This is a genomic window from Yoonia sp. KMU-150, assembly GCF_056858355.1.
The window spans coordinates 103468-129365 of the sequence record NZ_JBXEQF010000001.1 but is presented as its reverse complement, the minus strand read 5'-3'; the positions used below and the strand labels follow the sequence as shown (position 1 = coordinate 129365).

Sequence of the window (25898 nt, the reverse complement as noted above, 5' to 3'; positions counted from 1 at the left end):
TCATTCACAAGGCCAAGGGCCTTAGTCGCGCTTGTTGTCGCCGTCGAGGTCTTCGAAGTCGGCATCGACGATATCGTCATCGCCGGCTTCGTCAGCACCCTTCATTTCAGGCTCGGCACCGTCCTCGGCTTCTTGGCTGGCCTTGTAGATCGCCTCGCCCAGCTTCATCGCGGCTTCGGTCACGTTCTGGATGCCGGACTTGATCTTGTCCGCGGACGCATCGTCTTTTTCCAGATCGTCCTTCAGCGCGGCAATGGCCAGTTCGATCGCTTCCACGGTGGTCGGGTCCACCTTGTCGGAATGCTCTTCCAGAGACTTTTCGGTCGAGTGGATGAGGCTTTCGGCCTGGTTGCGGGCGTCGACCATTTCGCGACGTGCCTTGTCGGCCTCCGCATTTTCCTCGGCGTCGCGCACCATGGCTTCGATATCCTCGTCCGACAGACCACCGGACGCCTGAATCGTAATCGTCTGCTCCTTGCCGGTGCCTTTGTCCTTGGCACCGACCGACACGATGCCGTTGGCGTCGATGTCGAAGGTTACCTCGATTTGTGGCAAGCCCCGTGGGGCTGGCGGAATGTCTTCGAGGTTGAACTGGCCCAGCATCTTGTTGTCGGATGCCATCTCACGCTCACCCTGGAACACCCGGATCGTCACGGCGTTCTGGTTGTCCTCGGCGGTCGAGAAAACCTGGGACTTCTTCGTCGGGATCGTCGTGTTACGGTCGATCAGGCGAGTGAAGACCCCACCCAGGGTTTCGATGCCCAGCGACAGCGGCGTCACGTCCAGCAGGACCACGTCCTTCACATCGCCTTGCAGAACGCCGGCCTGAATGGCGGCACCCATGGCGACGACCTCGTCGGGGTTCACACCCTGATGCGGTTTCTTGCCGAAGAATTTTTCGACTTCCTCCTGCACCTTGGGCATCCGGGTCATACCACCGACCAGCACGACCTCGTCGATATCGTCCTTGGACAGACCGGCATCTTTCAGCGCGGCCTGACATGGCTTGATCGAGGATTTGATCAGATCGCCGACCAGGCTTTCCAGCTTGGCGCGGGTCAGCTTCATGACCATGTGCAGCGGCGCACCGTTGGAGCCCATGGAGATAAACGGCTGGTTGATCTCGGTGGACGACGAAGAAGACAACTCGATCTTCGCTTTTTCGGCTGCTTCCTTCAAACGCTGCAGCGCCATCTTGTCCTTGGTCAGGTCGACGTTGTGCTCTTTCTTGAACTCGTCGGCGAGGTAGTTGACGATGCGCATGTCAAAGTCTTCGCCACCCAGGAACGTGTCACCGTTGGTGGATTTCACTTCGAACAGGCCGTCGTCGATCTCTAGGATTGTTACGTCGAACGTACCACCGCCAAGGTCATAGACCGCGATGGTTTTCGTCTCTTTCTTGTCCAGACCATAAGCTAGGGCGGCGGCTGTCGGCTCGTTGATGATGCGTAGCACTTCGAGGCCGGCGATCTTGCCTGCGTCCTTCGTGGCCTGACGCTGGGCGTCGTTGAAGTAGGCAGGCACAGTGATGACGGCCTGCGTAACTTCCTCGCCAAGGTAGGATTCAGCGGTTTCTTTCATCTTGCCGAGGATGAAGGCCGAAATTTGAGACGGGGAGTATTTCTCACCCTTCGATTCGACCCAAGCATCGCCGTTGCCACCGTCGACGACGGCGAACGGCATGTTCTTCTTGTCCTTGGCCAGATCCTTGTCGTCGAACCGGCGCCCGATCAGACGCTTGACTGCAAAGATGGTGTTTTCGGGGTTGGTCACGGCCTGACGCTTGGCGGGCTGGCCGACCAGACGTTCATCATCCGTGAACGCAACGATGGATGGGGTAGTGCGGGCACCTTCGGCATTCTCAACGACCCGCGGCTTTGCGCCGTCCATGATCGCGATGCAGGAGTTGGTGGTCCCGAGGTCGATTCCGATGACTTTAGCCATGTTTTCAAATCCCTTGCTTGAGGCGGTTTGAGCGGCGCGAACCCTTGATCGGCACCCGCGCCAGATTTCACGACACGAGCGGGCGACAGGATCGCCGTTTCGTGATCAAGGCGTATATAGGGACGGCTCCGGAACCCTGCAAGCGTCGCAGACCCGGCAAAATTGCCAAAAAATGCAGATTCTTACGATGAAAGCTGCTGTGCGAAGCTGACCTTGCCGACACCAGCTTCATAGTAATCCGGAATGTGGGCCACACGGGCGAGTCCCATCCGTTCATAGAATGCGCGTTGCCCTTCGAATTCGGGAATATCGGCGGTCTCGATAAGCAGCATCCGAACATTTTTCCGGCGTAACGCGTCGCGGGTCGCGTTGATCAGGTCGGCACCGATCCCGCTGCACTGTAATGCGGGTAATACGGCAAGCGCCAGCAGGTTCCATGTCCGGTCAGTCATACGTTCCGGTGCGCTATAGGCGAGGCCAACAGCGGTGCCGTCAGTTTCGCAAACGAGCCACAGGTCGTGGTCGGTTTTGTCGAGATAGCCCGCAACCATGGCGTCGAGCATGTCGGACGGAAACAGCTCGGTCTCGTCAAGCACAGTTTTCAGGGCGGGCAAGTCTGCGGCGGTCAGCGGGCGGATGGTATATTGTGTCATGATAAATCCGGCGATGTGGGTGATGTGTGGGAATGTCTGATGATGCCGCGCAAATATGCTGTGCGGATCAGAGAAAGGTCGGGTGTCGCCGAGACGTGATCACCTAAACATCAGGACGGCATCGCCGTAAACCGCGGATCGTACCGCGTCAGTAGTTGGTCGCGTCCAGCGAGCAGCATCCCGACTGCACATAACTGCGGTCGGGCGCTTCGGTATAGAGCATCCCTTTCCAGCCGAATTCCCGGTCGCTCATTCCGTCGTCGCAGTAGCCTCTTTGCACGATCAGGGTGCGGTTCAGGGTCGGACCCTCCTGAAAGACTGCGATGGCACCATTGGATGCACTGTGGTTGGAGATCATTTCGATGTCGCGCCGCTCCATTCCCATTTCGCGGTATTCGTCGCCACGGACGGTGACGTTCAGGTTCCAGAACGGCTCTGTCCCCGAACAGGACATGGGGCGCGGGAATTCGTATGGGCTGTTGTGCCCCATGCGTTCGAGATAGCGCATGGAGACCCAGCCATTTCGTTCTCCTAGGCCGACGAGCCCCCATTTGCCATCGGACGTCGTTCGCAGCACCTCGATGTTCAACTGATAGGCGTAGTAGTCGCCGATGACCGGCGCGTTTGCCGATGGTTCCGCCCGGATGTTCAGTCGGTCGTCGGAGGCCACGTCGCGCACGTTGTAGGCATCGGGGAATTGTTGCGCCAGGGCAGGCGTGGTGCAAAGCATCAGAGCAAGTGAAATATGTTTGATCATCGTCCGGCGTTCCATGAGAGGGATGCGTTCTTACGCGTGTAAAATTCGCCCATCAACCCGATCATGATCAGGCCAAGCCCGATATAGAACGGGTAGGACGAAGAGGTGAAATTCGGGTTGTAGTGCAAAAAGACATAGCCGCGGGTCTGGTCGACGATGTGGAACAGCGGGTTCCAGTCGAATAGCACGAGCATGGAATGGGGCAGGGCATTGGCCACGAACATCTTGCCCGACGCAATCATGTTGACGCGGCCATAGATGCTGGTGCCGATGCGCGCGAAATCAGGCGCCCATGGCTTGATCGCCAAAAAGACGAGGCCGACGCCCACACCGGCCATCCAGGCCGTCAGCAGCATCCCCATCGCGCCGATCGGGTCGTCGATCACGACGGGGGTGAAGGCGACATGATAGATGAACAGGATCACGACCAGCGACAGCACCTGAATATAAAGTGAGGAGATCGCGGCGGCGCAGATTGCGATGAACGTCGTCATTGGCGCGTGCTGCATCATCGGCGACGCCGGCCCTTCGGAGCCCACGACAGCGCCCATCGCCTTGGTATGGGTCATGAACATGAAGATGCCGGACATGATGTAGAGCAGGAAATCGCCGCGGATCGCTGCCCCCCGCACACCAAGCAGAGCGAAAAGTGCATAGAACGTCAGCACGAAAACCACGGTCTGAAACATATTCATCACAAGGCCCATCAGCGCGTTGCGATGATCCTTGCGCAGATCGCGCACGACGGAGTGATAGATCAGCTCTGCGATGGTAAACGCCGTGCGGGCGTTCGTTCTGCGCGTCTCCACCTGAAACATTGTCGAATTATCCTGCCGTCATGCACCTGGTTTGCGCGCTGTCTGTTGATGATACACGAAAATCTTGCCCATCGCATATCTCCCCATCATAAGGGGGCAACCCTGCAAAAACAATGAATGACGCAGCAGGGTCATGCGCGTCGGATAGCAGGTAATAAGGGCAGAACTATGGATTTCGCGGAGCTAAGTGATGTGATGCGCCGCCTCGCACTGGAAGCGGGCGACCAGATCATGGAAATCTACAATAGCCCCGATTTCGACGTCCGCGCCAAGAGCGACGACAGCCCGGTGACGGCCGCCGACGAGGCGGCGGATGCGATCATCAGCGCGGGACTGCGCGAGGCTTTTCCCGACGTGGCGCTGGTGACCGAAGAGCAGGCCGCATCCCACAGCGTCGATGCAGATACATTCCTGATCGTCGATCCGCTTGACGGCACCAAGGAGTTCATCAAGCGTCGTGGCGATTTCACCGTGAACATCGCCTATGTCGTGGATGGCGTGCCACTGCGCGGTGTCGTCTATGCGCCTGCGCGCGGTCGACTGTTCTACACGCAGGCTGACGGCGCGTCGGTCGAGGAAACCGGTGAATTCGCAAAATCCGCCGCCGGACCGGTGACCCCGATCAAGGTCTCAACCCCTGATAATGCGACACTCCTCGTCGTCGCGTCCAAATCCCACCGCGATCAGGCGACCGAAGACTACATCAACAAATACAACGTCGCCGACAGCAAGAGCGCCGGGTCGTCTCTGAAATTCTGCCTGATCGCGACAGGAGAGGCCGACATCTACCCTCGCGTCGGGCGCACGATGGAATGGGATACTGCGGCGGGTCATGCTGTGCTGACCGGGGCCGGCGGGCATGTGGTGCGGTTCGATGATCATACACCGCTGACTTATGGCAAGGACGGCTACGCCAATCCGTTCTTCATCGCATATGCACCCGGCGTCGATCTGAAAGCACCCTGATGTCCGTCCTGCTCGTCATCCCAGCCCGCTACGCGTCCACTCGCTACCCCGGCAAGCCATTGGTCGAACTGCGCGGCGCGGGCGGAGAGGCAAGGAGCCTGATCCGCCGCTCCTGGGATGCCGCGATGCAGGTGTCGGGTGTCGACAGGGTCGTGGTCGCCACCGACGATGACCGGATCAAGTCAGCGGCAGAAACATTCGACGCAGAAGTCGTGATGACGCCTGCGACTTGCGCCAACGGAACTGAACGTTGCGCCGCAGCACTCGATGTCTTGGGCGGCGGTTACGACATCGTGGTCAATCTGCAGGGCGATGCGCCGCTGACCCCGGCTTGGTTCGTCGAGGACCTGATCGCGGGTCTGCGCGCGAACCCGAAAGCCGATGTGGCGACGCCGGTGCTACGGACGGAAGGTCGCGCACTGCGCGGGTTTCTTGAAGATCGCCGCGCCGGGCGTGTCGGCGGCACGACCGCCGTGTTCGGCGCGCATCATAACGCGCTCTACTTTTCGAAAGAGGTCATACCCTATACGGGTCAGGCATATTCCGACGACGCGGAAACACCCGTCTTTCATCATGTCGGCGTCTATGCTTATCGCCCGTCCGCACTGAACGCCTATACAGGCTGGTCCGCAGGACCGCTCGAAACTCTCGAAGGACTGGAACAACTGCGCTTTCTGGAGCAGGGCGTGCCTGTGCTCTGCGTCGAGGTCGATGCTCGCGAGCGGCAATTCTGGGAGTTGAACAACCCCGAAGACGTGCCGCGCATCGAAAAGATGCTGTCCGATATGGGAATCGCGTGAATATGTGCGGGGCCCCGCCAATACGCAGCGTCACGTAAGTTTGACGCGCATACGTCAGAATTCACCGTTACAATGATCGCGCAGTGCCAGAAAATGTGCGTTGTGTTGCCATATGTCGACCACATTGATGTTTCTAAATGGTGGACAACCGCTGCGGCGAAGCAGGACTGTTTCGCGTTTGTGTCGGTGGATGGTAGATGAGTAAGACTGAGGGGCCTCTGTCATGAAGAGAAAAGTAACCAAGGCAATCTTTCCGGTCGCAGGGCTTGGCACGCGGTTTCTGCCCGCGACGAAGTCGGTCCCGAAAGAGATCATGACGCTGGTCGACCGTCCGCTCATCCAATATGCCATCGACGAGGCTCGTGCGGCCGGCATCAAGGAATTCATCTTCGTGACCTCGCGTGGCAAGGGTGCGCTGGAGGACTACTTCGATCACGCCCCGGACCTTGAGGCATCCCTGCGCAAATCCGGAAAGACGGACCTGCTCGACACCCTCAAGCAGACCAATATGGACAGCGGTGCGATCGCCTATATCCGCCAGCACAAGGCGCTTGGCCTTGGTCATGCCGTCTGGTGCGCGCGCCGCCTTATCGGCAACGAGCCCTTCGCGGTCATCCTGCCCGACGATGTGATCGCATCCGAAAAGCCCTGCTTGCAGCAAATGGTCGAAGCCTACGAGGAAACTGGTGGTTCCATGGTCGCCGCGATGGAAGTGGCGCCGGAGCGGGCGTCATCCTATGGCGTCCTCGACGTGGCTGAGGATCGCGGCAACACCGTGGCCGTCGGGGGCATGGTCGAAAAGCCCGCCCCCGGCACAGCGCCTTCAAATCTAGCGGTGATCGGCCGATATATTTTATCGCCAAAAGTCTTGAACAATTTCAACAAGATCGAAAAGGGTGCGGGCGGCGAGTTACAACTGACCGATGCCATCGCCGAGGAAATCAATCAGGGCCGTGACGTGCACGGTTTCCGGTTCCAGGGTCAGCGGTTCGACTGCGGATCGAAAGCGGGTTTCCTTCAGGCGACCGTCGCCTTTGCACTGGCCCGCGACGACCTGCGTGAAGAGCTTTACGACTATATGGCACAGATGGTGTCCATGCAGACCGCAGCCCAGTAACGGCCATGATCGGAAGCGCCCTGCAGGCTTATCGCTTGCGCCTGCGGCGTCTGCGTTTTCTGCTGCGCGCACGCCGCAAGTCACGACAGTTACGCACTGTTCAGGATCGCACCGGTACTATTCGCAAAGGCGATATCCTCTGCTTCGCCACCGTGCGGAACGAAGCGCTGCGCCTGCCGTATTGGTTCGAACATTACCGCGCGCTGGGCGTGTCGCATTTCATGATCGTCGACAACGACAGCGACGATGGCACGACAGACTATCTCGCCACGCAGCCCGACGTTTCGCTCTGGCATACCGCCGACAGCTACAAGCTCTCGCGCTTCGGCATGGACTGGCTGACCTGGCTTCACCGTAGATATGCGCACGGGTATTGGGCGCTGACCGTCGACGCCGATGAGTTGCTGGTGTTTCCCGGTTATCCCCAGACGGACCTTCCCGCATTGACGCAGACCCTTTCTGCGATGGGCGTCGCCTCTTTCGGCGCAATCATGCTCGACCTCTATCCAAAGGGGCCGGTGTCCCACGCAGACTACCAAGCGGGCCAGAACCCGGTCGACGTCATCCCATGGTTTGACCCGGACATTCGCACCAAGCCGAACGACAAATTCGGCAGTCTGTGGATTCAGGGCGGTGTACGCGACCGCGTCTTTTTCGCCGACAGGCCAGAGCGGGCACCGACGTTGAACAAGGTGCCGCTAGTCAACTGGCAGCGCGGTTATGCCTATGTGACGTCGACCCATCATATGTTGCCGCGCAGGCTCAACCGGGTGTTCGCCAAACAGGGCGCAAGGCAACCATCGGGTGTCTTGCTGCATACGAAGTTTCTCAACACGATCGCCGCGAAATCGCAGGAAGAACTGACCCGCAAACAGCATTTCGAAAACAGCAGCCTTTATCAAACCTACTACAAGGCGCTGATCGACGATCCCGACCTGTGGTTTTCCGGCTCCGTGCGCTACACCGGACCTGAGCAACTGGAAGCGCTCGGCCTGATGTCCAAAGGCGACGACGCCGGCTGAAACGCCTTGAAACTGTTGCCAAAACCGCAACGATCACTATTGATCGTTTCCAATACGTCACTTTTCGGCGCATCGCAAAGCGACTCTTAAACCTGTCGCGTCATCCTGTGTGGATACGGCACACGACCAAAGGACCGGATTTGGGTGCATGGGCATCATATCGGATGAGGTTGCAGCGCAAGCGCTGGCAACTTCGCGCGTTTCGCAAACGGCGCGAATTGACGCGCGTGGCCGACCGCACGAAACAGATCCGTCCCGGCGACGTTCTCTTGTTCTGCACCCTGCGGAACGAGGAAGTGCGCCTGCATTACTTTCTGCAGTACTATCGCAATCTGGGCGTGAACCACTTCATCTTTGTGGACAACGGCAGCACTGACGGCGGGCGCGAATTGCTCGAAGCGCAGCCGGATGTATCGCTCTGGTCGACCGACGCCAGCTACAAGAACGCGCGCTATGGCGTGGATTGGCTGACGTGGTTGCAGCGCAAGCATGGTGACGGCCATTGGTGTCTGACGGTCGATCCCGACGAATTTTTCGTCTATCCGTTCTGCGATACGCGGTCGGTGCGAGCGCTGACAGACTGGCTCGACTCCGCAAATATCCGGTCCTTCGGAGCCGTGATGCTGGATATGTATCCCAAGGGACCGATCAACGACACGCCCTACGAGCGCCGCACCGACCCGCTTGAGATCGCGTCGTGGTTCGATGCCGGCAACTACACGATTTCGCGCAACCCCCGGTATCGCAACCTGTGGATACAGGGCGGGCCCCGCGCGCGCGTATTCTTCCGCGATGCGCCGAAAGACGCGCCTGCCTTGAACAAGATACCGCTTGTGAAATGGGATCGCCGCTATGCCTATGTCAGTTCCACCCACATGCTGTTGCCGCGCGGGCTGAACCTTGTTTATGACGACATGGGCGGGGAAAAGGCATCGGGCGCACTGTTGCACACAAAATTCCTCGATACATTCGCCGTGAAGGCGCGCGAAGAACTGGCGCGCGGCGAACATTATGCCCAAAGCGCCGAATACAAGGCCTATGCAGACGGACTGCAGGACAACCCGGACCTGTGGTGCAAGTGGTCGGAGAAATACATCAACTGGCGGCAGCTGGAAATCCTCGGCATCATGTCCAAGGGGAACTGGGCATGACCGTCGGTGTCGTCATGCTGGTCCATACCGCACTGGACCGGGCCGAGCAGGTGATCCGCCATTGGGTCAAAGGCGGCTGCCCCGTCGTCGTGCATGTCGATCTGAATGTCGGCAAGCAGACCCACGATGCATTTATTGGAAATCTGTCGGACCTGGAGAATGTGAAATTCTCGAAGAGGCACCGCTGCGAATGGGGCATGTGGGGTCTGGTCGCCGCGACGCAGGACGCGTCGGAAATGATGTTGCGGAGCTTTCCAAACGTGCGGCATGTCTATCTTGCGTCGGGCGCGTGCCTGCCGCTGCGCCCGGTCAAGGATCTGCGCCGCTATCTCGATAGTCGCCCCCGCACCGATTTCATCGAAAGCGCCACCACATCCGAAGTCGCATGGACGGTCGGCGGCCTCGACCGCGAGAGGTTCACGCTGCGGTTTCCGTTTTCCTGGCGCAAGCATCGAGTCCTGTTCGATGCCTACGTCAACTTCCAGCGTCGCATCCGTTTCAGACGACGTATCCCCGACGGGATCGTGCCGCACATGGGATCGCAGTGGTGGTGCCTGACCCGGCAAACCCTCTCCGCGATCCTGCAAGACCCGGCGCGCAAGACTTACGATACCTATTTCAGGCGGGTCTGGATTCCCGATGAAAGCTACTTCCAGACTCTCGTCCGGCTCTATTCACCAAATATCGAAAGCCGGTCGTTGACGCTGTCGAAATTCGATTTTCAGGGCAAGCCGCATATTTTCTATGATGACCACCTGCAACTGCTTCGGCGGTCTGACTGCTTTGTCGCGCGCAAGATATGGCCCCATGCAACGCGGCTTTATCAGACGTTCCTGAACGGCGACGTGTCCCCGATGAAAGGGGCCGAACCGAACCCCGGCAAGATCGACCGAATTTTCGCCAAGGCGGTGGACAGGCGGACACGCGGTCGTCCGGGCCTCTATATGCAAAGCCGGTTCCCGAACCGCCACTACGAAAACGGGATTACCTGTTCGCCCTATTCGGTGTTTCAGGGCTTTTCCGAGTTGTTCGAAAATTTCGAACCCTGGCTGGCCAAGGCATCACAGGCGCGGGTGCACGGGCATCTGTTTCATCCGGAACGGGCGATCTTTGACGGGATGCAGCCGCATTTTCAGGGCGCGCTGTCCGATAGTGCCGCATTGCGCGACTACAACCCGCAGCTGTTTCTGACGAACCTGATCTGGAACACACGCGGCGAACGGCAAGGATTTCAGTTCAGTCCGGGCGATGCGCAACCGATCAGAGAGGTGATCGCTCGGGATCAGAATGCCCACGTCGCGATTATTTCGGGCGCTTGGGCTGTGCCGTTGTTCCAGTCAAACCGCGACTTCGCCGATCTGCGGCAAGAAGCGGCGCGCCTGCAAATGATCGAGAACGATCATCTGAATCTGCTGCGGTCCTCGGATACAAAGGCGCGGGTGCGGATATGGACCATGGCGGAGTTTATCGAATCTCCGATGGAGGCCTTGCAAAGCGTCGTGGACGAGATGGCGGGCAAGGCCGGGCCACACCTGACCGAAGCGCCCCGCATGCAGGACCTGCAGGGCTTTGGCCAGTTCCTGCAAAACCTGAAAAACCAGGGTATGCATCCCTATCTGATGGGTGATTTCCCGGTCGACAACGGCGTGACGGCGCAAAAGCCCAAGACCCGCAAACCCTATCTGGTGCGGTGACGATGGCGCGCTTTGACTATTTTGTCGTCTTTGCCGAAATGCGCACGGGTTCCAACTTTCTCGAAGCGAACCTCAATCAGTTCGATGGCATCATCTGCCATGGCGAGGCGTTCAACCCCAGCTTCATCGGCTATCCCAATGTCGACAATATCCTCGGCATCAGCCAGCCGGAGCGAGATGCCAACCCGCGGCACCTGATTGATACGATAAAAAGCAAGAGTGGCGGTCTGGGCGGATTTCGGTTCTTCAACGATCACGATGCGCGCGCGCTTGAAATCTGCCTGCCCGATCCGCGCTGCGCCAAGATCATCCTGACCCGCAATCCTGTCGACAGCTTCGTCAGCTGGAAAATTGCGCAGGCCACCGGACAGTGGAAGCTGACCAACGTCAAGAACGCCCGCAGCCAGCAAGTCGCGTTCGACCCCGCCGAATTCGAAACGCATCTTGAAAACCTGCAGGCCTTTCAGGTGCATCTCCTCGGTGGATTGCAGAAGACCGGGCAGACAGCGTTCTTCGTGTCCTACGAAGACTTGCAGGACGTGGATGTCATGAACGGCATCGCCACGTTTCTTGGTGTCGACGCACGGATCGACGCGCTCGACAAGAAGCTGAAAAAGCAAAATCCCGAACCGCTGTCCGCCAAGGTCACCAATTTTCCTCAGATGGAAGCGTCGCTGGCGCGGCTTGACCGGTTCAACCTGACCCGAACTCCCAATTTCGAACCGCGGCGCGGACCGAATACGCCCGGCTATGTAGCCGCGGCCGTCAGCCCGCTCTTGTATCTACCGCTGAAATCCGGGCCGGATGACACGGTGAAACAGTGGATGGCACAACTCGATGACCGAACGATCAACGATCTCCAGACCGGGTTTTCCCAGACGACGTTGCGGCAGTGGCTGACCGACACACCGGGGCATCGCACCTTTACGGTCGTGCGCCATCCTGTCGCCCGGGCCCACGCCGCCTTTTGCAACAAGATCATGGCAATGCGTGCCGACAGCTTTCCCGAGATCAGGCAGACCCTGCGCAAGATCCACAAGTTACCGCTGCCCGATTACGCGCCGGACCCCGCGACAGACAAGCGATATGGCTTCGCGGAACACAAGGCTGCGTTTCTGTCGTTCCTTGCCTTTCTGCAGAACAACTTGTCGGCACAGACCGCGATCCGTGTCGATCCGGCGTGGGCTAGCCAGATCAGCCTGCTGCAGGGGTTCGCGACATTCGGCCTGCCGGACCTGATTGTCCGGGAAGAGCGCCTGCAGCAGGATCTTGCGATCCTCGCCAGTCAGGTCGGACATGACACGATGCCCGCAGTCGCGGAGGATACGACGCTGATGCAAACATGGCTTGTGCAAATCTATGATGCGGAGGTCGAGGCAGCGGCGCGTTCCGCCTGCCAGAAAGACTATGTCGCGTTCGGATTCGGTGACTACGCACCGTGTCGCTGATCAGGCCGCCTGAATCGCGTTCTGCTCTGTCAGGATCGTGTGAAGTGTCGCGGCGTCGGTGTTGGCCCGCAGCTTGGCCTGCACATTGGGGTCGCGCATCGTGCGCGATACCAGCGCCAGCGCCTTGAGGTGATTGACCCCTGCAGATTGCGGCGCCAGCAAGGCGAACACAAGATCGACGGGCTGCCGGTCGATCGCATCGAAATCCAGTGGCTTGTCGAGCCGCAGGAAAATACCGCTGACGCTTTCGACATCTTCCATGCGAGCATGGGGCAGGGCGATCCCATGCCCCACCCCTGTCGGACCAAGATTCTCGCGATCGACAAGCGCGTCGATCACATCACCGGCACGAAAGCCGTATGATTGCTCGGCAACGTCGCCAAGGTCGTGAAACAGGCGCTTCTTGCTCGTGCAGGACGTGATCACCTTAACGGCGTCGGCTTTGAGTATCATTGATAGATCCATATATCCTGCTTTCACGAAACCGGTTCATCCCGTCTTGCGCGGGTCGATCCAGCCTATATTTCCGTCTTCACGTCTATAAACTACGTTAATGCCGCTGTGTTTTTCGTTGGTAAAAACCAACACCGGGGCGTCGGCCAACTCCATCTGCATCACTGCCTCGCCAACCGACAGCGATGGAATCTTCTGCTCCATCTCCGCGATGATCATGGCGCTTACCTGATCCTGTTCGGCCTCTCCCGACTCATCCGATGGAGCGAGGATATAGGACCCGGCGTCAGAGAGTTCAACAGGCTGTGAACGCTCGCGGTGGTGGTCTTTCAACCGGCGCTTGTAGCGGCGCAACTGCTTGTCCATCTTCTCGCAGCACCCGTCGAACGCGGCGTAGATCTCGTTGGCATGGTCCTTTGCCTGTGCCGTCAGCCCGGTGGACAGGTGCACGACAGTCTCGCACACGAACTCATGGCCCGACTTGGAAAACACTACATAGGCTTCTGTCGGGCGCCCGGCGTATTTGTCTACCGTGGCCCCCAGCTCCGTGCGTACATGGGTCTGCAACGCCTCGCCGATGTCGATCTGTTTACCGCTGATCTGATACCGCATCGTTTCTCCTAACTTGACTTGGGTGCAGGGCGCACGCACACGGGAATAGCCCGCGCTATCCGGCGTCGCTGCACATTCTGGAAAACGATAACGCTTGGTAATTCAAAGGCTTATACTCTCCGTCAGGCGCGAAAGCCTGCCCGGATATGCGTCGAAGAACCAAGTCTGTCATCCTCTCCATTTGGCGACGAACCCGTCTGGTTGTCAATGATTCAGAGGTTAACCGGTTCCCGATGCGTCAATTCACGCGGAAACCCTGGCCCAGATAAACCCGGCGAACGTTCTCGTCGCGCACGACTTCTTCGGTGGTGCCGCTCATCAGCACCTTGCCGTCATGCAGGATGTATGCCCGGTCCACGATCTGCAGCGTTTCCTGCACGTTGTGGTCCGTGATCAGCACGCCGATGCCGCGCTTCTTCAGGTCCGCGACCAGATGTCTGATCTCGCCCACCGCGATGGGATCGACCCCGGCAAAGGGTTCGTCCAGCAGCACATAGCTGGGGCCCGCCGCTAGACAGCGCGCGATTTCCGCCCGTCTGCGTTCACCACCCGACAGCGCCAGCGCGGGCGCGCGGCGCAGGTGTTCGATGGAAAACTCCGACAAGAGTTGTTCCAGCCGTTCGCGGCGCTTGTGCGGGTCCGGCACCGCAATTTCCAATATGGCCTTGATGTTGTCCTCGACGGACAGCCCCCGAAAGATCGACATCTCTTGCGGCAGATAGCCGATCCCCAGCTTCGCGCGGCGGTACATCGGCAAGGCGGTTACATCGCGCCCGTCGATGATCACCTTGCCACCTTCTGGCGTCACAAGGCCTGCAATGGCGTAAAAACACGTCGTCTTGCCCGATCCGTTCGGCCCCAGCAGGGCGACGACCTCTCCCCGGCCCAACTCCATGCTCACGTCGCGGATTACCAGCCGCTTGCGATAGCTTTTGCGCAGGTTGACGATCTGCAGCCCGACATCGCCGTCCTGCACGGTCAGGGCAGGTTGGTCAGCCATCAATTATTGCCTTGATTGAACACTGTGCGCACGCGACCCTGCATCCGGGCCGATCCGTCCGCAACGTTGATCGTCATCTGGTCCGCCGCGAGCGCGCTGGCCCCTTGGGTCAACAACACCTCGCCCGACAGCTTCAGCGTGCCATCGGTCAGGTTGTAGTCCGCACTCTGCGCCTCCGCCGCCTCGGTCGCGGTCACGAAGGTCACGCCGCCGGAAGCGAGGAGTTGCGCGATCTCGCCGGTGGCATCGTCATAGACCACGCGGATGCTTCCCGCCGACATCCGCAGGTCGCCCTGGCCTACGACGACGTTGCCGGAGAACTCAGCCGTGCCGCTGTCCTGGTCGACGGTCAGGTTATCGGCGGAAACCTCGACCTGCGCACTGGAATCGACCCGCAGACCGCCCAGGTCGATATTGGTCTGTGCTTGGGCGGGCAGGGCCAGGACGGCCAATACGGCGAATAGTCTGAACACGGTTGCGGGCCTCTCTCGCCTATTGTTGCGGCGTGTATAGCAGGTGCACGCCATCTGTGAACAGCATCCGCTGCCCGGTGCCATCCGGCGCGGTTTCGATCCTGATGCGCCCGGCGGTCAACGCGCCGTAAGGGGCCTGAATTTCCAGCGCGCCCTCGGACGTCACCACCCCACTGTTCAGATCGGCACTTAGCCCGATTGTTTCCATCACATAGCCGTCGGAGGATGTCATCCGCGCAAGCCCCTCCAGCTGTGCGATGTTACGCTGGGTGTCGATCACGCTCATCCCCGAGGTGATGTCGATGCGGTTCCCCTGCGGTCCGTCCAGCGACATTTCCAGCGATTCGATCAGCACGTCAGCGGGGTTTGCGCTGTCAGGACGCGCGTTCCGCGCCGCGATGGTCACGATGCCGCCATTGTCGGTGACGCCGGAAAACCGCGGGGCGGTGATGCTCTGATCTCGGGCAATCGCGGCGATATCGGTAATCGGCACCGTCGTCGCCTCGCCACCGTCACGCGCGAACAGGAACAGCGTCGACAGCAACGCCAGCGCCGACAACGGCAGGATGATCTTGGCCCAGCCGACCAGTTGCGAATGAAAGTTGTCCTGCGCCACCATGGGCTACACCACGCCGGCCCGCAGGCAGTCGTGGATATGCAGCACGCCGATCACGTTGCGTGATGTTGCGGGGTCCACGACGAACAGGCACGTGATCTTGCCCGACATTTCCGCGACCGCCGCCTCGGCGAGGCTGTCGGGCCCCACGGTGCGCGGGTCGCGCGTCATCACTTCACCTGCCGTGCGAGACAGCAAGCCGTCCATGTGCCGCCGCAAGTCGCCATCGGTCACGACACCCGCCAGCCGGTGATCGTCATCCAGCACCGCGGCCACGCCAAACCCCTTCTGGCTGATCGTCAACAGCACATCGCTCATCGGGGTGTCCATACCCACGAGCGGCAGCGCCTCACCATCGTGCATCAGGTCACGGACCCGCGACAGCCGCGCGCCCAGCTTGCCGCCGGGGTGGAATTCGCGGAAATTCTCCGGTGTGAAATCACGCGCCTCCATCAAGGCGATGGCAAGCGCGTCGCCCACCGCCAGCGACATGGTCGTCGATACCGTCGGCACCGCACCTGTGCCGCAGGCCTCTCCCAGTTGCGGGATGTTGATGCGGATATCCGCCTGCGTGCCCAATGTGCTGTCCGCCCGGCTGGTCAGCGCGATCAACGGGATGTCGAACCGCCGGGTATAGGTCACCAGATGCGCCAATTCCGGCGCTTCCCCCGAGTTCGACAGGGCCAGCACGACGTCGCCCGATGTCACCATGCCCAGATCGCCATGGCTTGCTTCTGCCGGGTGCACGAACTGCGCGGGCGTGCCTGTCGAAGCCAGCGTCGCGGCGATCTTGCGCGCGATATGGCCTGATTTACCCATGCCGGACACGATCACCCGGCCCTTGGCAGACAGAATGATCCCAACCGTCTCGGCAAAACCGTCGCCCAGCGCATCGGCGAGGGCGTTCAGCGCTTCGGCCTCCTGCCGGATGACCCGGCGGGCGATGTCCAAAGGATCGTGTTTCATTTCCCCGGGCATCAGTGCGAAAAGATGTCCTGCTCAGGCCAGCCGGCCAGATCGAGCCGCGCGCGCATCGGCAGGAAATCGAAACAGGCCTGCGCCATATCTGCCCGCCCCTCGCGCGCCAGCTTGGCATCCAGCGCCTCGCGTAACTGATGCAGATAAAGGACGTCCGACGCTGCATAGTCCAGCTGCGCCTCGGTCAGCGTTTCCGCGCCCCAATCGCTTTGTTGCTGGTGCTTGGAAATATCGACGCCCAGCAACTCCTGTAGCAGGTTCTTCAACCCATGCCGGTCGGTGAAGGTCCGCACCAGTTTCGACGCGATTTTTGTGCAATAGACCGGTGCGGTCACTGCACCAAAGGTGTTCAGCAAGGCGGCGATATCGAACCGGCCGAAATGAAACATTTTCAGCACGTTCGGATCTTCCAGCATCTTCACCAGATTGGGTGCGTCCGTCTGCCCGATCGCCACCTGCACAAGATGGCAATCGCCGTCGCCGCCGCTCATCTGGATCAGGCACAGCCGGTCGCGGTGCGGGTTCAGGCCCATCGTCTCGCAGTCGATTGCGACCACCGGCCCGAGGTCCAGCCCATCGGGCAGATCGTTCTGATAAAGGTGGTTGGCCATGTGTCGTCCCCGTTGCCTGCATGTCAGATAGGGATTTTCCCGCGCCCCGGCAACACTCACGCGGCTTTGACTGCGGTGTGATGCGCTTTCGCGCTATCACAGACCGACTGAACGAAGGATGAGACCATGACAGCGACACGACGCAGGTTTCTGGGAACGGCCGGGGCGGCCTCGCTTGCCGGTATGGCGCTGCCTGCCGCGGCGCAGACCGATCCGATCTTCAAGATGCAGTGGAACGTCGTTTTTGCCACCCCCGACAGCGCCCGCGCGTCGCTTGCCGAAATCGCCGCGCGCGGAAATCCCGATATGGCCGCCGGCCTGATCCTAGGGATGCGTTTCAGCGGCCTTGACCGGAGTGAAATTTCTGACACCCTGCGCATCATCACCGGCGAGACACGCGCCACCGACTGGTTCGACTGGATGCTCTGGCAGGAAGCCAATTCCGACATCAGACCACACCTCACCTACACCCGCCTGATGCGCGAAATCCACCTGCGCATCGACCGAGACTTCGATGTGTTCCTGCGCCCCGAATACTTGGAGCCTGACCGTATGGGCATCCGGGTCGAGGAAATCGTCTGGGGCGGCGTGCGCAAGGATGGCATCCCGTCTCTCGACAATCCCGCGCTGATCCCGGTCTCGCAGGCCACCTACATGCGCCCCGACGATCTGGTGTTCGGCGCGTCGATCAACGGTGATACCCGCGCATATCCGCTGCGCATCATGGGCTGGCATGAAATGTTCAACGAAGTGATCGGCGGCGTGCCGGTGGCGCTCGCCTATTGCACACTCTGCGGCTCCGGTATCCTGTTCGAAACGCAGGTGCCGGGGCGGGCGGACCCGCTCGTCTTCGGCTCTTCCGGCTTCCTCTACCGTTCCAACAAGCTGATGTTCGACCGCGCGACCAACTCGCTCTGGAACCAGTTTACCGGGCAGCCCGTCGTCGGTCCGCTGGTCGGCAGCGGCATTACCCTGGCCCAGCGCCCCGTGGTGATAGACACTTGGGCCAACTGGTCTGCGGCCCACCCAGACAGTCGCGTGCTGTCGCTCGATACCGGGCATAACCGGAACTACGGCTCCGGCGTGGTCTATAGTGACTATTTCTCGTCGCCCGACCTGATGTTTCCCGTGCTGGTCGATGAGTCAGACAACCGGCAAAAGGACTACGTCTTTGGTGTACGCCAATTCGGCGGGGCCAAGGCTTGGCCGCTCGACGCCTTTGTCGGCCGCCCCGTGATCAACGACGGCATGTTGGACACGCCGATGGTGCTGATTGGCGATCCGGCCAGCCGCAGCGTCCGCGCCTACGAGCGTGGCGATCTGACGTTCCAGGCGCGTGACGGTGGCTTGGTCACGATGGACGGCGTTGCATGGCAAGTCACCGAGGACGCGCTTATCGGCCCGGATGGTACACGCCTGCCGCGTGTTGCGGGGCACATCGCTTATTGGTTCGCGTGGGATGGATACGTCGGTGCCGCGTCGGAGCGGTTCGAAGGCTAAAGGTCCAGAGTGATCTCGCCATCCTTTTCCGCCGCGCGAGACTGGCACAGGATCATCGCCGACTGCCGCTGCGCTTTCGACAGCACATAGTCGCGATGTTCCACTTCGCCCGCGATGACACCGCATTTGCAGACACCGCAAATCCCGTCGCTGCATTTCAGATTGACCGGATATCCGGCGCGGATCAGCACATCGGCCGCCGTCTCGTCTGCCGCGACCGGCAGTGTCTTGCCGGACTGCGCCAGTTTCAGCGTAAAGGGATGGTTCTCGTATTCCGGCTGTTCCGGCACCGCGAAATACTCCAGATGCCGCGCCTCTTCCGGGTAGCCCGCCGCCTCCGCCGCGGCCATCACCGCAGACATATAGCGTTCCGCCCCGCAGGTATAGAGGTGCCAGCCGTCCCGATAACCCGACAGGATCGTCGGCAGGTCGGCACGGGTATCCTCATCGGTCACATGCAATGTCACTCTGTCGGCCCATGGCATTGCCGCCAGATCGTCCAGATACCCCATCTCGCCGCGCGACCGCCCGGAGTAATGAAGTTCAAAATCCGCGCCCTTTGTGTGCAGCTCATGCGCCATCGCGATCATCGGTGTGATCCCGATCCCGCCACCCATCAGAATGCTGCGCGTTGCACCTTCGGCCAATGGAAAATGGTTGATCGGTTTGGAGATAAAAATCTTGCGCCCTTTCGTGAAGATGCGGTGCAGCAATTTCGATCCGCCACGACCCTCATCCTCACGTAAGACGCCTATTTGATATTTTGACCTCTCAGATGGGTTTCCTGACATGGAATATTGACGCAGATATTCCGGTGCCACGACAATATCCAGATGCGCCCCAGCCTGCCATTCCGGCAGATCGCCACCGCCGACGCGGGCAAATTCGTATTTCGTCACTCCCGGAGTCATGCGATCCACCTCGGTGATTTCCACATGGATCACCGGGCTGTCCACGTCGTTGCGATAGATATGCTGGATCGCGGAGCGGTCTCCCCTCGCCAGCCGTTCCCGGTACACATCCGCCGTGATCATCGCCTGATACGCTTCGATCCCCGCCTCGCGATCCATCGGGTCGGGATAAGGATAGGGGTGCGGGGCCAACGGCGCGGGATAGACAGCAAGCGTCTGGTCCTCGTACTTGAGATCGAGGTCGCGCTGCAATTCCCGCTCGTTCACCGGCTTGTCGGTGGGTGCGTAGGACCCGTCTTCCTGCAACTCCAGGTCCCACCACCATTTCTTCACCGGGTTCAGCCCGCCGTTGCCCACCGCATCGTCCAGCCGCGCCAGCAACGGCGCGGTTTTGGGCAAGTTCATCGCCGCCCAGCGAAACGGCTTCTCCTTGAACACGCCCTCCAGGTTCCACGGGCAGGTCTTCATGCAGCGCCCGCACATCGCCCCGCCCGGTGTGGTGATCCGGTAGGTCGCGCATTTCTGGCTGTCGGACTTCCAGATCTCGTAGCCGTTGAACATCAGCTTCGGCCCGGCGGTGATCGCCCCCGAAGGACATTCGCGCGCGCATTTGTTGCAGCTTTCGCAGAATGTCTGCAGCCCGAAATCAATCGGCTTGTCATGCGCCATTGGCAGGTCGGTCGTCACGACGCCGGATTTCAGCCGCGGCCCCAGATAGGGGTTCAGGATCACCTCGCCGATCCGGCTCACCTCACCCAATCCCGACAGCAGCAAGAGCGGTGGCTGCAACACCTCGCCGTCGATCACCGTATGCGCCTTGGCCTTGTAACCTAGGTTACGAATTTGCTTGGCGATCACCCCGCCCAGCAGCGAAAACCGCAAATATGCCCGCATCGACTGCGCCACGCTGATCCAGTCATCGCCCGAAGCACCCTCCATCGTCTCATAGCCTTGGTCGATGATCATGCTGATCGCCTGATCGTGTGACGGGTCGATGGGTGTGCCTGTCGCGTCGTGCGAATACCAGGTCCAGTCCGGGCAGCGCGAGATGCCGACGGCATCGACGCCCAGAAAATAGCTCGTCGCCTTCACCAGATCGGCGGCCGCCTGCGGGTCCAGCCGCGCCTTTTCGCCGGAGGACTCCCCATCCTGCAGCAGCGTAAACGCTCCAAGCGCCCGTCGTTGCGCCGTCGACGGGGCGGCCTTGCGCACGTAGTGCCCGCCGGTCGCGCCCTTCTGCACCGCCTTGCCCATGTCGCCGAACTGCGCCCGCGCGAAAAGGTCCGCCCGCTTCGGCACCCGCGCGACGTTGGGTTCGTCGATATAGGTCGTCGGCGTCTCCACCCGCTTCAGCTTCTCGAACGGATGCGCCCCGTCCACGAACCGCCGCCGGGCATAGGGCACGTGGTTGAGCGCGTTCTTGGCGAACCCCGCACCCACCTGCCAGGCCAGCCCCTTGATCCCGCGCGGCTGATCGCCCAGCGGCACCAGCGGACGATCCACCGCCAGCGAGAAATCCGTGGTCACCAAGCCCACGCCGAACCGGTCCCCGATGTAGGGGTTCACCAGCTTGCCATCTTCGACCGTCGCCAGCCCAGCCGCCACCGTCAGCCGGTTCAGGTCGACATCGCTCGCCGATGCGCTGTGGCTTTTCGCGGCAAAGCCGAGCGTGCGTAGATAGTTGGCGATCACAGACGCGGTTTCAGACGCCAGCAGGCAAGCCCGGTGCGCCTGCGCGTCAACGATCCAGTCGCCGCCAACCTCGTCCGCTGCCGGGTCGCGTGGATACTCGTAGGCGAACACAATCGCGTGGCTGTGCCCGTCGATCGTCGTCGGTGGCCTTTCCATCGATTCGCGCAGATCCGCCATGATCGCGTCGATCCCGGAGGCCAGCGTCTTGGTCTGCCGCGTCTTCAGGTCATGCGCCAGCCGCGCTACATCCGGGTTCGTGACCGGCTTCGCCAGAACGGCGTCGCCGGACATCCCGCACATACCCACCATCGCCGCGTCGTTGAAATAGCCGAACGCCTTGATGTGCCGCGCTCGCTCCTGCGGATCGGCGGGGCAATCGGACCGCACCGGGTTCACGATCCCGTCGCGGATCGCATCCAACATCGCCTGATACTCCCCCATCGCGTTGACGATGGACGCGGGCGCATCTGGCCGCCGAAAGGACAGCGGCGCGAACGCCGGAACATCATCCAAATCGACCGCATTCCGCCGCGCAAGTTTTTCCAGCGGGTAGGGGCCCATATGCACCGGGCGATTCTTGTCCGAGAAAAAGCGAATGGTCATGTGCAGGTCCTGCCTTCGGCACGAAGGAACCCCGTTGATAGCAGCTTCGCACCGCGCGGCAACGGCAGCAGTCCTTATAGGCCGGGCATCACCCATCCGAGGGGCTTGCGACAACGGGATTTTTTCGCGCAAAATACCGCAATGAAGGGCAATTCACACCTGATCGACGCGGTATTCCAGCAATGTGACGACACCCCGGATGCAATTGCCCTCGTGACCGAAACGGGGGAGGCGTTGACCGCCAGCGTCGTCGCCACCCGATTGTCCGCGATCATTGATGCAACCGCGCGCCATGGGCTGACCCCGGCACATCGCGTTGCCACGCTGCTCCCCGATGCCGCCGACACGGCACTCCTTTTATTGGGCCTGAGCAACTGTGTATCGGTGCTACCGCTGAACCCGGTCCTGACACGTGCAGAATTGCGCGACACCGTTCAGCGGGCAAAAGTCGATCTGATCATCGGGCGCGCAGACGACGCTGCTGCGCGCACCCTCGCCGCGGATTGCGACCTGCCCCTGGTCGCCGCGGCGGATTTTCTGATCCTCCCGTCTGAACTCTTCTCATCCGAACCACGCGACACTACGCGCAAGCCGGGTCTCGTGCTGCTCACGTCCGGTTCCACCGGCACGCCGAAAACCGTGCCGATCACGACCGACGCCATGCTGCAATCCGCCCGGAACATCATCGCGGGGCTGGCGCTGGGCGCGGATGACAGGGCGCTGCACGCGCTGCCAATATTCCATATCGGCGCACTGGTCGACCTGCTGCTGGTGCCGCTCCTCTCCGGGGGCAGCGCCGTGATCTGCCCCGGTCGCACCCCTGCCGATTTGGCACATGCGGTGGAAACGGGTGGTGCGACCTGGATGCAACTGGTGCCCACGATGCTGATCCGCTGTCTGGAGGATCTGGATGACGCGGCATTGGCGAAAATGGGCGAAAGGCTGGATTTCATCCGCATGGTCTCCGCCGACCTGCCGCAAACTCTGCAGGAACAAGCCGAGGCTGCCATCGGTGTGCCGCTGATCCAGATGTATGGCATGACCGAAACCGCGGGCCAGATCTGCACCAACCCGCGCCCACCCGGAGAGCGACGCGCCGACAGCGTGGGCCGGCCCGCCGGGCCTCAGGTCGCCATCCTGGACGGGACCGGCGCGCTCCTGTCACAGGGTCGCACAGGCGAGGTCTGTGTGCGGGGCGACACGGTATTTCATGGATACGAAGGGCAGTCCGCAAACGATGCATTCTTCGGCGATTGGTTCCGCACCGGCGATCTGGGCAGATTTGACAACGATGGCTACTTTTACCTGACCGGTCGCAGGAAAGAGATGATCAACACCGGCGGTGAAAAAGTCTCTCCTCTGGAGGTAGAGCGTGCAGCTCTCGCCTGCGACGGCGTGACAGAGGCAGCGGCCTATCCGTTGCCGCACCCTACATTGGGCGAGCAGGTGGGGCTAAGCGTTGCGTCCGCCCTGAGCGAAGACGCTCTTCGGGTCCATCTGCAAGCGCACTTATCGCACCACAAACTGCCCCGGCGGGTCGATTTGCGCAACGCGCTGCCACGTCTGGGCGGCGGTAAGGTCGACAAACGCAGGCTGATCCGCGAGGCGGTGAAAACCCCGGATCAGCCAGCACCAGAATGGCAGGGCCTTGACCTGGCGTTGGCGCAGATCTGGGCTGACACGCTCAAGACGGACCACCCCGACACGGAAACCGATTTCTTCGACGCAGGTGGCGACAGCCTTTCGGCAACGACCTTCATCCTCGCGGTCGAGGAACACCTGCAAGCGCCGGTCGATCCCAACCTGCTGTTCAATCACCCGACGTTTGGCGGCGTCCTGAACGCGCTGGCGCAATCGCCCGCGACCTCGCCCACTGACCCGCCGGTCATTGCGTACATTCGCCGGATGATGGCTGGCTGGCCGGGCGAACCGGCCCTGCCGGGCGGGATCATCCGCAGTCTGGGCACCGCCAGCACGGGGCGCGCGATTTTCTGGTGCGGCACCGAGGGCGACCAGGGCACGGCGCTGCAGCAGGCACTCGGTTACGCCCACGCGATCCAAACGATGATCTCCACCGTGCATTATCCGGGCCGGACAGAGGCTGACCGTGCACTGGCGGCAGACGTTCTGGTGGCGGAAATCCAGCAAATCTCTCCTGACGGTGAACTGGTGCTGGGCGGCTTTTGCGAGGGCGGCCGGATCATGGAGCGTGTCGCCGCGCGTCTGGTCGCAGCGGGCCGCACCGTCGCGTTTTTCCTCAGCTGCGACCACTGGTTCGAAAGCCCGACCGCGTTCCCGGTGTTCCATGTCTTCAGCGACAGCTGGCGCTACAGCGCTGCCGTCCGGTTCAAGCGGCCGCAACTTGCCTATCCACTTTTGCACCCTGCCGGTGCACAGGACTTTCGGGTGCAAGGCGACCATATCCTGACGGTGGCACAGCTGGGCGATCTGGGCGCGGTGCTTGCGCCTTTCGTGCGCGGCGACACAGGGTTCGATCCGTTTTCTCCGCCCGCACTGCCGCTTGCGGATCGCGAGGCGATGTATCGCGCCCGCCTCCGGGTATTCTGCCCGCGTTTCGTCGGCCCCGGACAAGCCTTCACGATCACCTCTACGTTGACCAACTGCAGCCAGCAAATCTGGCAGCCCACGGCGCAAAGCGGTCTGGCCATGGCCGCACACGGTTGGAACCTTGATGGTCACCCGCGCGCATTCAACATCGCCTACGGTGAACTGGACGCCCCGATTGCACCGGGCGCATCCGCAACTGTGCGGCTGGATGGCCGATACCCCGACCTGCGCCTGCCTTTACGGCTGGACATCGTGCTCAGCGATCAGGGCATCCGGGACCTCACGAAGGCCGAGGGAGGGCTGGTCAGACGCCTCGTCTGGCCCAATCCCCTCAGCCGTCGGACCATCGCAGGCTAACGCCCGCCGGCCAGCGATGGCCGAACATCGCGATGTAGGACATTTCCGAGGCATCCACCTGCACAGCATTTTCACGCAGGGTCGTGACAAACGACAGGATCATCGCGACTCCCAGCTTTTCCCCGATACAACTGTGCCGTCCCGCACCGAACGTCAGGGCGTCCCCTGTCTCGTGATTGGCGCTTTGCAGCGCCAGGAAAACCGGTGTGCCGACGGCAACGGACTGCCCGTGCAGCGTGAACGCCGCGCGACAGACCCGTGGCACGATCTGCGCCGGTGTATCGTTCCGCAGGATGTGACGCACGGCGTCCTCCGTGACGGGCCCATCCGCGATCATCACCTGCGTGATCCCGGCCGCGATGTTCTCCACCCCGTCGGCCAGAACCAGCAGCGCGTTGTCGACGATATGCTGGTCGGTCAACGCGGGTTCATCCGCCTGATAGCGAAGCATCCCATGGATCAGCGTATCGCCCGCATTTGCCCGCGCCGCGTCAAGCGCCCGCTGCACCAGATCGCGGGCCTCTTCCAGCCCCCGATTGGTCGCCGCGAAAACCTCCGCATCCTGCACCGGCGCGAACAGACGGAAGAAGGCGGAGGTTGCGGATTTGATCTCATCCGTGGTCGCCGTCAGTCCCACGAAGGCGGCGCTGGCCCGACAGGCGAATTCCTGCGCGATGTCGCTGGACAGATCGCTGCGCCGTTCCGCGCGGGCTGTCGCGACATGCCGCTTTGCGATCTCGTCCAATACCGGCCCGAACCGTTTGAATCGGTCATGGAAACACCGGGTCAGCGCCTGTCGCGGGACACGGTGTTCCGGCTGGTCCAGAAACGGCGGGATATGTGCGGCCAGGCTCGCCGCCGGGTATTTGTCGGCGTTGCGGGTATGAAGCGTCGAGAATCGCGACGGCGCGTTGCCCAGAGCCTTTCCAGACAATGCCGCCATGATATCGGCACGCCGCGTCATGACGAACCCGCCTGTGGCAACGGGGGCAAGCGGCGCGTTCTCGCGCAGCCACGTATAGGTCGGGTGCGGATCGGCGACGAAGCCCGGATCGGTCAGATCGACCGGCAGCGTTACCTCGAATGGCCTGCCTGTGCGCCCACCCAAGAGTTTGCGAAAATTCAGCATCGTCTTACTCCCGTCGCGCGCCTCA

General features: G+C 61.1%; 22 protein-coding genes. 9 read left to right on the top strand and 13 right to left on the bottom strand.

All coding sequences use genetic code 11. The annotated features are described in order from the left end of the window. Positions 1 to 21 precede the first annotated feature (21 nt). The 4 genes from dnaK to AC04PH_RS00615 all read right to left on the bottom strand — a co-directional run bounded on the left by dnaK (position 22) and on the right by AC04PH_RS00615 (position 4172). A complete protein-coding gene (dnaK, locus tag AC04PH_RS00630; RefSeq protein ID WP_483063811.1) occupies positions 22 to 1944 on the bottom strand; it encodes a molecular chaperone DnaK in 1923 nt (640 codons plus the stop codon). A 182-nt stretch (positions 1945 to 2126) separates the two neighbouring features. Then, positions 2127 to 2597: a GNAT family N-acetyltransferase gene (locus tag AC04PH_RS00625; RefSeq protein WP_483063810.1), complete on the bottom strand. Its 471-nt coding sequence runs from the start codon at positions 2595 to 2597 to the stop codon at positions 2127 to 2129. Positions 2598 to 2745: 148 nt separating this feature from the next. Beyond that, positions 2746 to 3354, bottom strand: coding sequence for a hypothetical protein (locus AC04PH_RS00620; RefSeq protein WP_483063809.1), 609 nt, complete (start codon positions 3352 to 3354; stop codon positions 2746 to 2748). Next, the gene (locus tag AC04PH_RS00615) at positions 3351 to 4172 is read right to left on the bottom strand and encodes an ABC transporter permease (protein ID WP_483063808.1); all 822 of its coding nucleotides are present in this window, start codon (positions 4170 to 4172) and stop codon (positions 3351 to 3353) included. Before AC04PH_RS00615 ends, AC04PH_RS00620 begins: the two co-directional genes overlap by 4 nt. A gap of 168 nt (positions 4173 to 4340) precedes the next feature. Here AC04PH_RS00615 and cysQ point away from each other — a divergent pair, with 168 nt between their 5' ends. The 7 genes from cysQ to AC04PH_RS00580 all read left to right on the top strand — a co-directional run bounded on the left by cysQ (position 4341) and on the right by AC04PH_RS00580 (position 12370). Then, positions 4341 to 5138, top strand: a complete 798-nt coding sequence (cysQ, locus tag AC04PH_RS00610) for a 3'(2'),5'-bisphosphate nucleotidase CysQ (RefSeq protein ID WP_483063807.1) — start codon at positions 4341 to 4343, stop codon at positions 5136 to 5138. Further along, positions 5138 to 5938 carry a 3-deoxy-manno-octulosonate cytidylyltransferase family protein gene (locus AC04PH_RS00605; protein ID WP_483063806.1) on the top strand — a complete coding sequence of 267 codons (801 nt, stop codon included), beginning with the start codon at positions 5138 to 5140 and terminating at the stop codon, positions 5936 to 5938. Before cysQ ends, AC04PH_RS00605 begins: the two co-directional genes overlap by 1 nt. A gap of 223 nt (positions 5939 to 6161) precedes the next feature. Next, the gene (gene galU / locus AC04PH_RS00600) at positions 6162 to 7055 is read left to right on the top strand and encodes a UTP--glucose-1-phosphate uridylyltransferase GalU (RefSeq protein WP_483063805.1); all 894 of its coding nucleotides are present in this window, start codon (positions 6162 to 6164) and stop codon (positions 7053 to 7055) included. A gap of 5 nt (positions 7056 to 7060) precedes the next feature. Next, positions 7061 to 8077 carry a glycosyltransferase family 2 protein gene (locus tag AC04PH_RS00595; RefSeq protein WP_483063804.1) on the top strand — a complete coding sequence of 339 codons (1017 nt, stop codon included), beginning with the start codon at positions 7061 to 7063 and terminating at the stop codon, positions 8075 to 8077. 164 nt (positions 8078 to 8241) lie between these two features. Then, complete coding sequence (locus AC04PH_RS00590; RefSeq protein WP_483063803.1) at positions 8242 to 9228, top strand: glycosyltransferase family 2 protein; 987 nt, start codon at positions 8242 to 8244, stop codon at positions 9226 to 9228. Then, positions 9225 to 10922, top strand: a complete 1698-nt coding sequence (locus AC04PH_RS00585) for a DUF5927 domain-containing protein (protein ID WP_483063802.1) — start codon at positions 9225 to 9227, stop codon at positions 10920 to 10922. The genes AC04PH_RS00590 and AC04PH_RS00585 overlap by 4 nt, the downstream gene beginning before the upstream one ends. A 2-nt stretch (positions 10923 to 10924) precedes the next feature. Next, the gene (locus AC04PH_RS00580) at positions 10925 to 12370 is read left to right on the top strand and encodes a sulfotransferase family 2 domain-containing protein (RefSeq protein WP_483063801.1); all 1446 of its coding nucleotides are present in this window, start codon (positions 10925 to 10927) and stop codon (positions 12368 to 12370) included. Here the strand turns inward: AC04PH_RS00580 and AC04PH_RS00575 are convergent, their stop codons facing one another. The 7 genes from AC04PH_RS00575 to AC04PH_RS00545 form a co-directional block, all read right to left on the bottom strand. Continuing rightward, positions 12371 to 12835: a PTS sugar transporter subunit IIA gene (locus AC04PH_RS00575; protein ID WP_483063800.1), complete on the bottom strand. Its 465-nt coding sequence runs from the start codon at positions 12833 to 12835 to the stop codon at positions 12371 to 12373. A 24-nt stretch (positions 12836 to 12859) separates the two neighbouring features. Then, on the bottom strand, positions 12860 to 13435 hold the full coding sequence (hpf, locus tag AC04PH_RS00570) for a ribosome hibernation-promoting factor, HPF/YfiA family (RefSeq protein ID WP_483063799.1): 576 nt from the start codon (positions 13433 to 13435) through the stop codon (positions 12860 to 12862). Between the two features lie 238 nt (positions 13436 to 13673). Then, positions 13674 to 14435, bottom strand: a complete 762-nt coding sequence (gene lptB, locus AC04PH_RS00565; protein ID WP_483063798.1) for an LPS export ABC transporter ATP-binding protein — start codon at positions 14433 to 14435, stop codon at positions 13674 to 13676. Further along, positions 14435 to 14908: an LptA/OstA family protein gene (locus AC04PH_RS00560; protein WP_483063797.1), complete on the bottom strand. Its 474-nt coding sequence runs from the start codon at positions 14906 to 14908 to the stop codon at positions 14435 to 14437. The genes lptB and AC04PH_RS00560 overlap by 1 nt, the downstream gene beginning before the upstream one ends. A gap of 19 nt (positions 14909 to 14927) precedes the next feature. Then, positions 14928 to 15527 (bottom strand): hypothetical protein, encoded by a 600-nt coding sequence (locus AC04PH_RS00555; protein ID WP_483063796.1) that lies wholly within the window; start codon positions 15525 to 15527, stop codon positions 14928 to 14930. Positions 15528 to 15530: 3 nt separating this feature from the next. Then, entirely contained in the window at positions 15531 to 16490 is a 960-nt protein-coding gene (locus AC04PH_RS00550) for a KpsF/GutQ family sugar-phosphate isomerase (protein WP_483063795.1), read from the bottom strand. A gap of 11 nt (positions 16491 to 16501) precedes the next feature. Beyond that, complete coding sequence (locus tag AC04PH_RS00545) at positions 16502 to 17113, bottom strand: ribonuclease D (protein ID WP_483063794.1); 612 nt, start codon at positions 17111 to 17113, stop codon at positions 16502 to 16504. 126 nt (positions 17114 to 17239) lie between these two features. Here AC04PH_RS00545 and AC04PH_RS00540 point away from each other — a divergent pair, with 126 nt between their 5' ends. Then, positions 17240 to 18613 carry a DUF3179 domain-containing protein gene (locus AC04PH_RS00540; protein WP_483063793.1) on the top strand — a complete coding sequence of 458 codons (1374 nt, stop codon included), beginning with the start codon at positions 17240 to 17242 and terminating at the stop codon, positions 18611 to 18613. Here the strand turns inward: AC04PH_RS00540 and AC04PH_RS00535 are convergent. Next, positions 18610 to 21819: a 2Fe-2S iron-sulfur cluster-binding protein gene (locus tag AC04PH_RS00535; protein WP_483063792.1), complete on the bottom strand. Its 3210-nt coding sequence runs from the start codon at positions 21817 to 21819 to the stop codon at positions 18610 to 18612. The two genes, AC04PH_RS00540 and AC04PH_RS00535, sit on opposite strands and share 4 nt — an antisense overlap. Before the next feature lie 141 nt (positions 21820 to 21960). On the opposite strand from AC04PH_RS00535, the gene AC04PH_RS00530 reads away from it, so the two are divergent. Next, entirely contained in the window at positions 21961 to 24744 is a 2784-nt protein-coding gene (locus AC04PH_RS00530) for an AMP-binding protein (protein ID WP_483063791.1), read from the top strand. Here AC04PH_RS00530 and AC04PH_RS00525 read toward each other — a convergent pair. Then, positions 24719 to 25873 carry a cytochrome P450 gene (locus AC04PH_RS00525; protein ID WP_483063790.1) on the bottom strand — a complete coding sequence of 385 codons (1155 nt, stop codon included), beginning with the start codon at positions 25871 to 25873 and terminating at the stop codon, positions 24719 to 24721. The two genes, AC04PH_RS00530 and AC04PH_RS00525, sit on opposite strands and share 26 nt — an antisense overlap. Positions 25874 to 25898 lie beyond the last annotated feature (25 nt).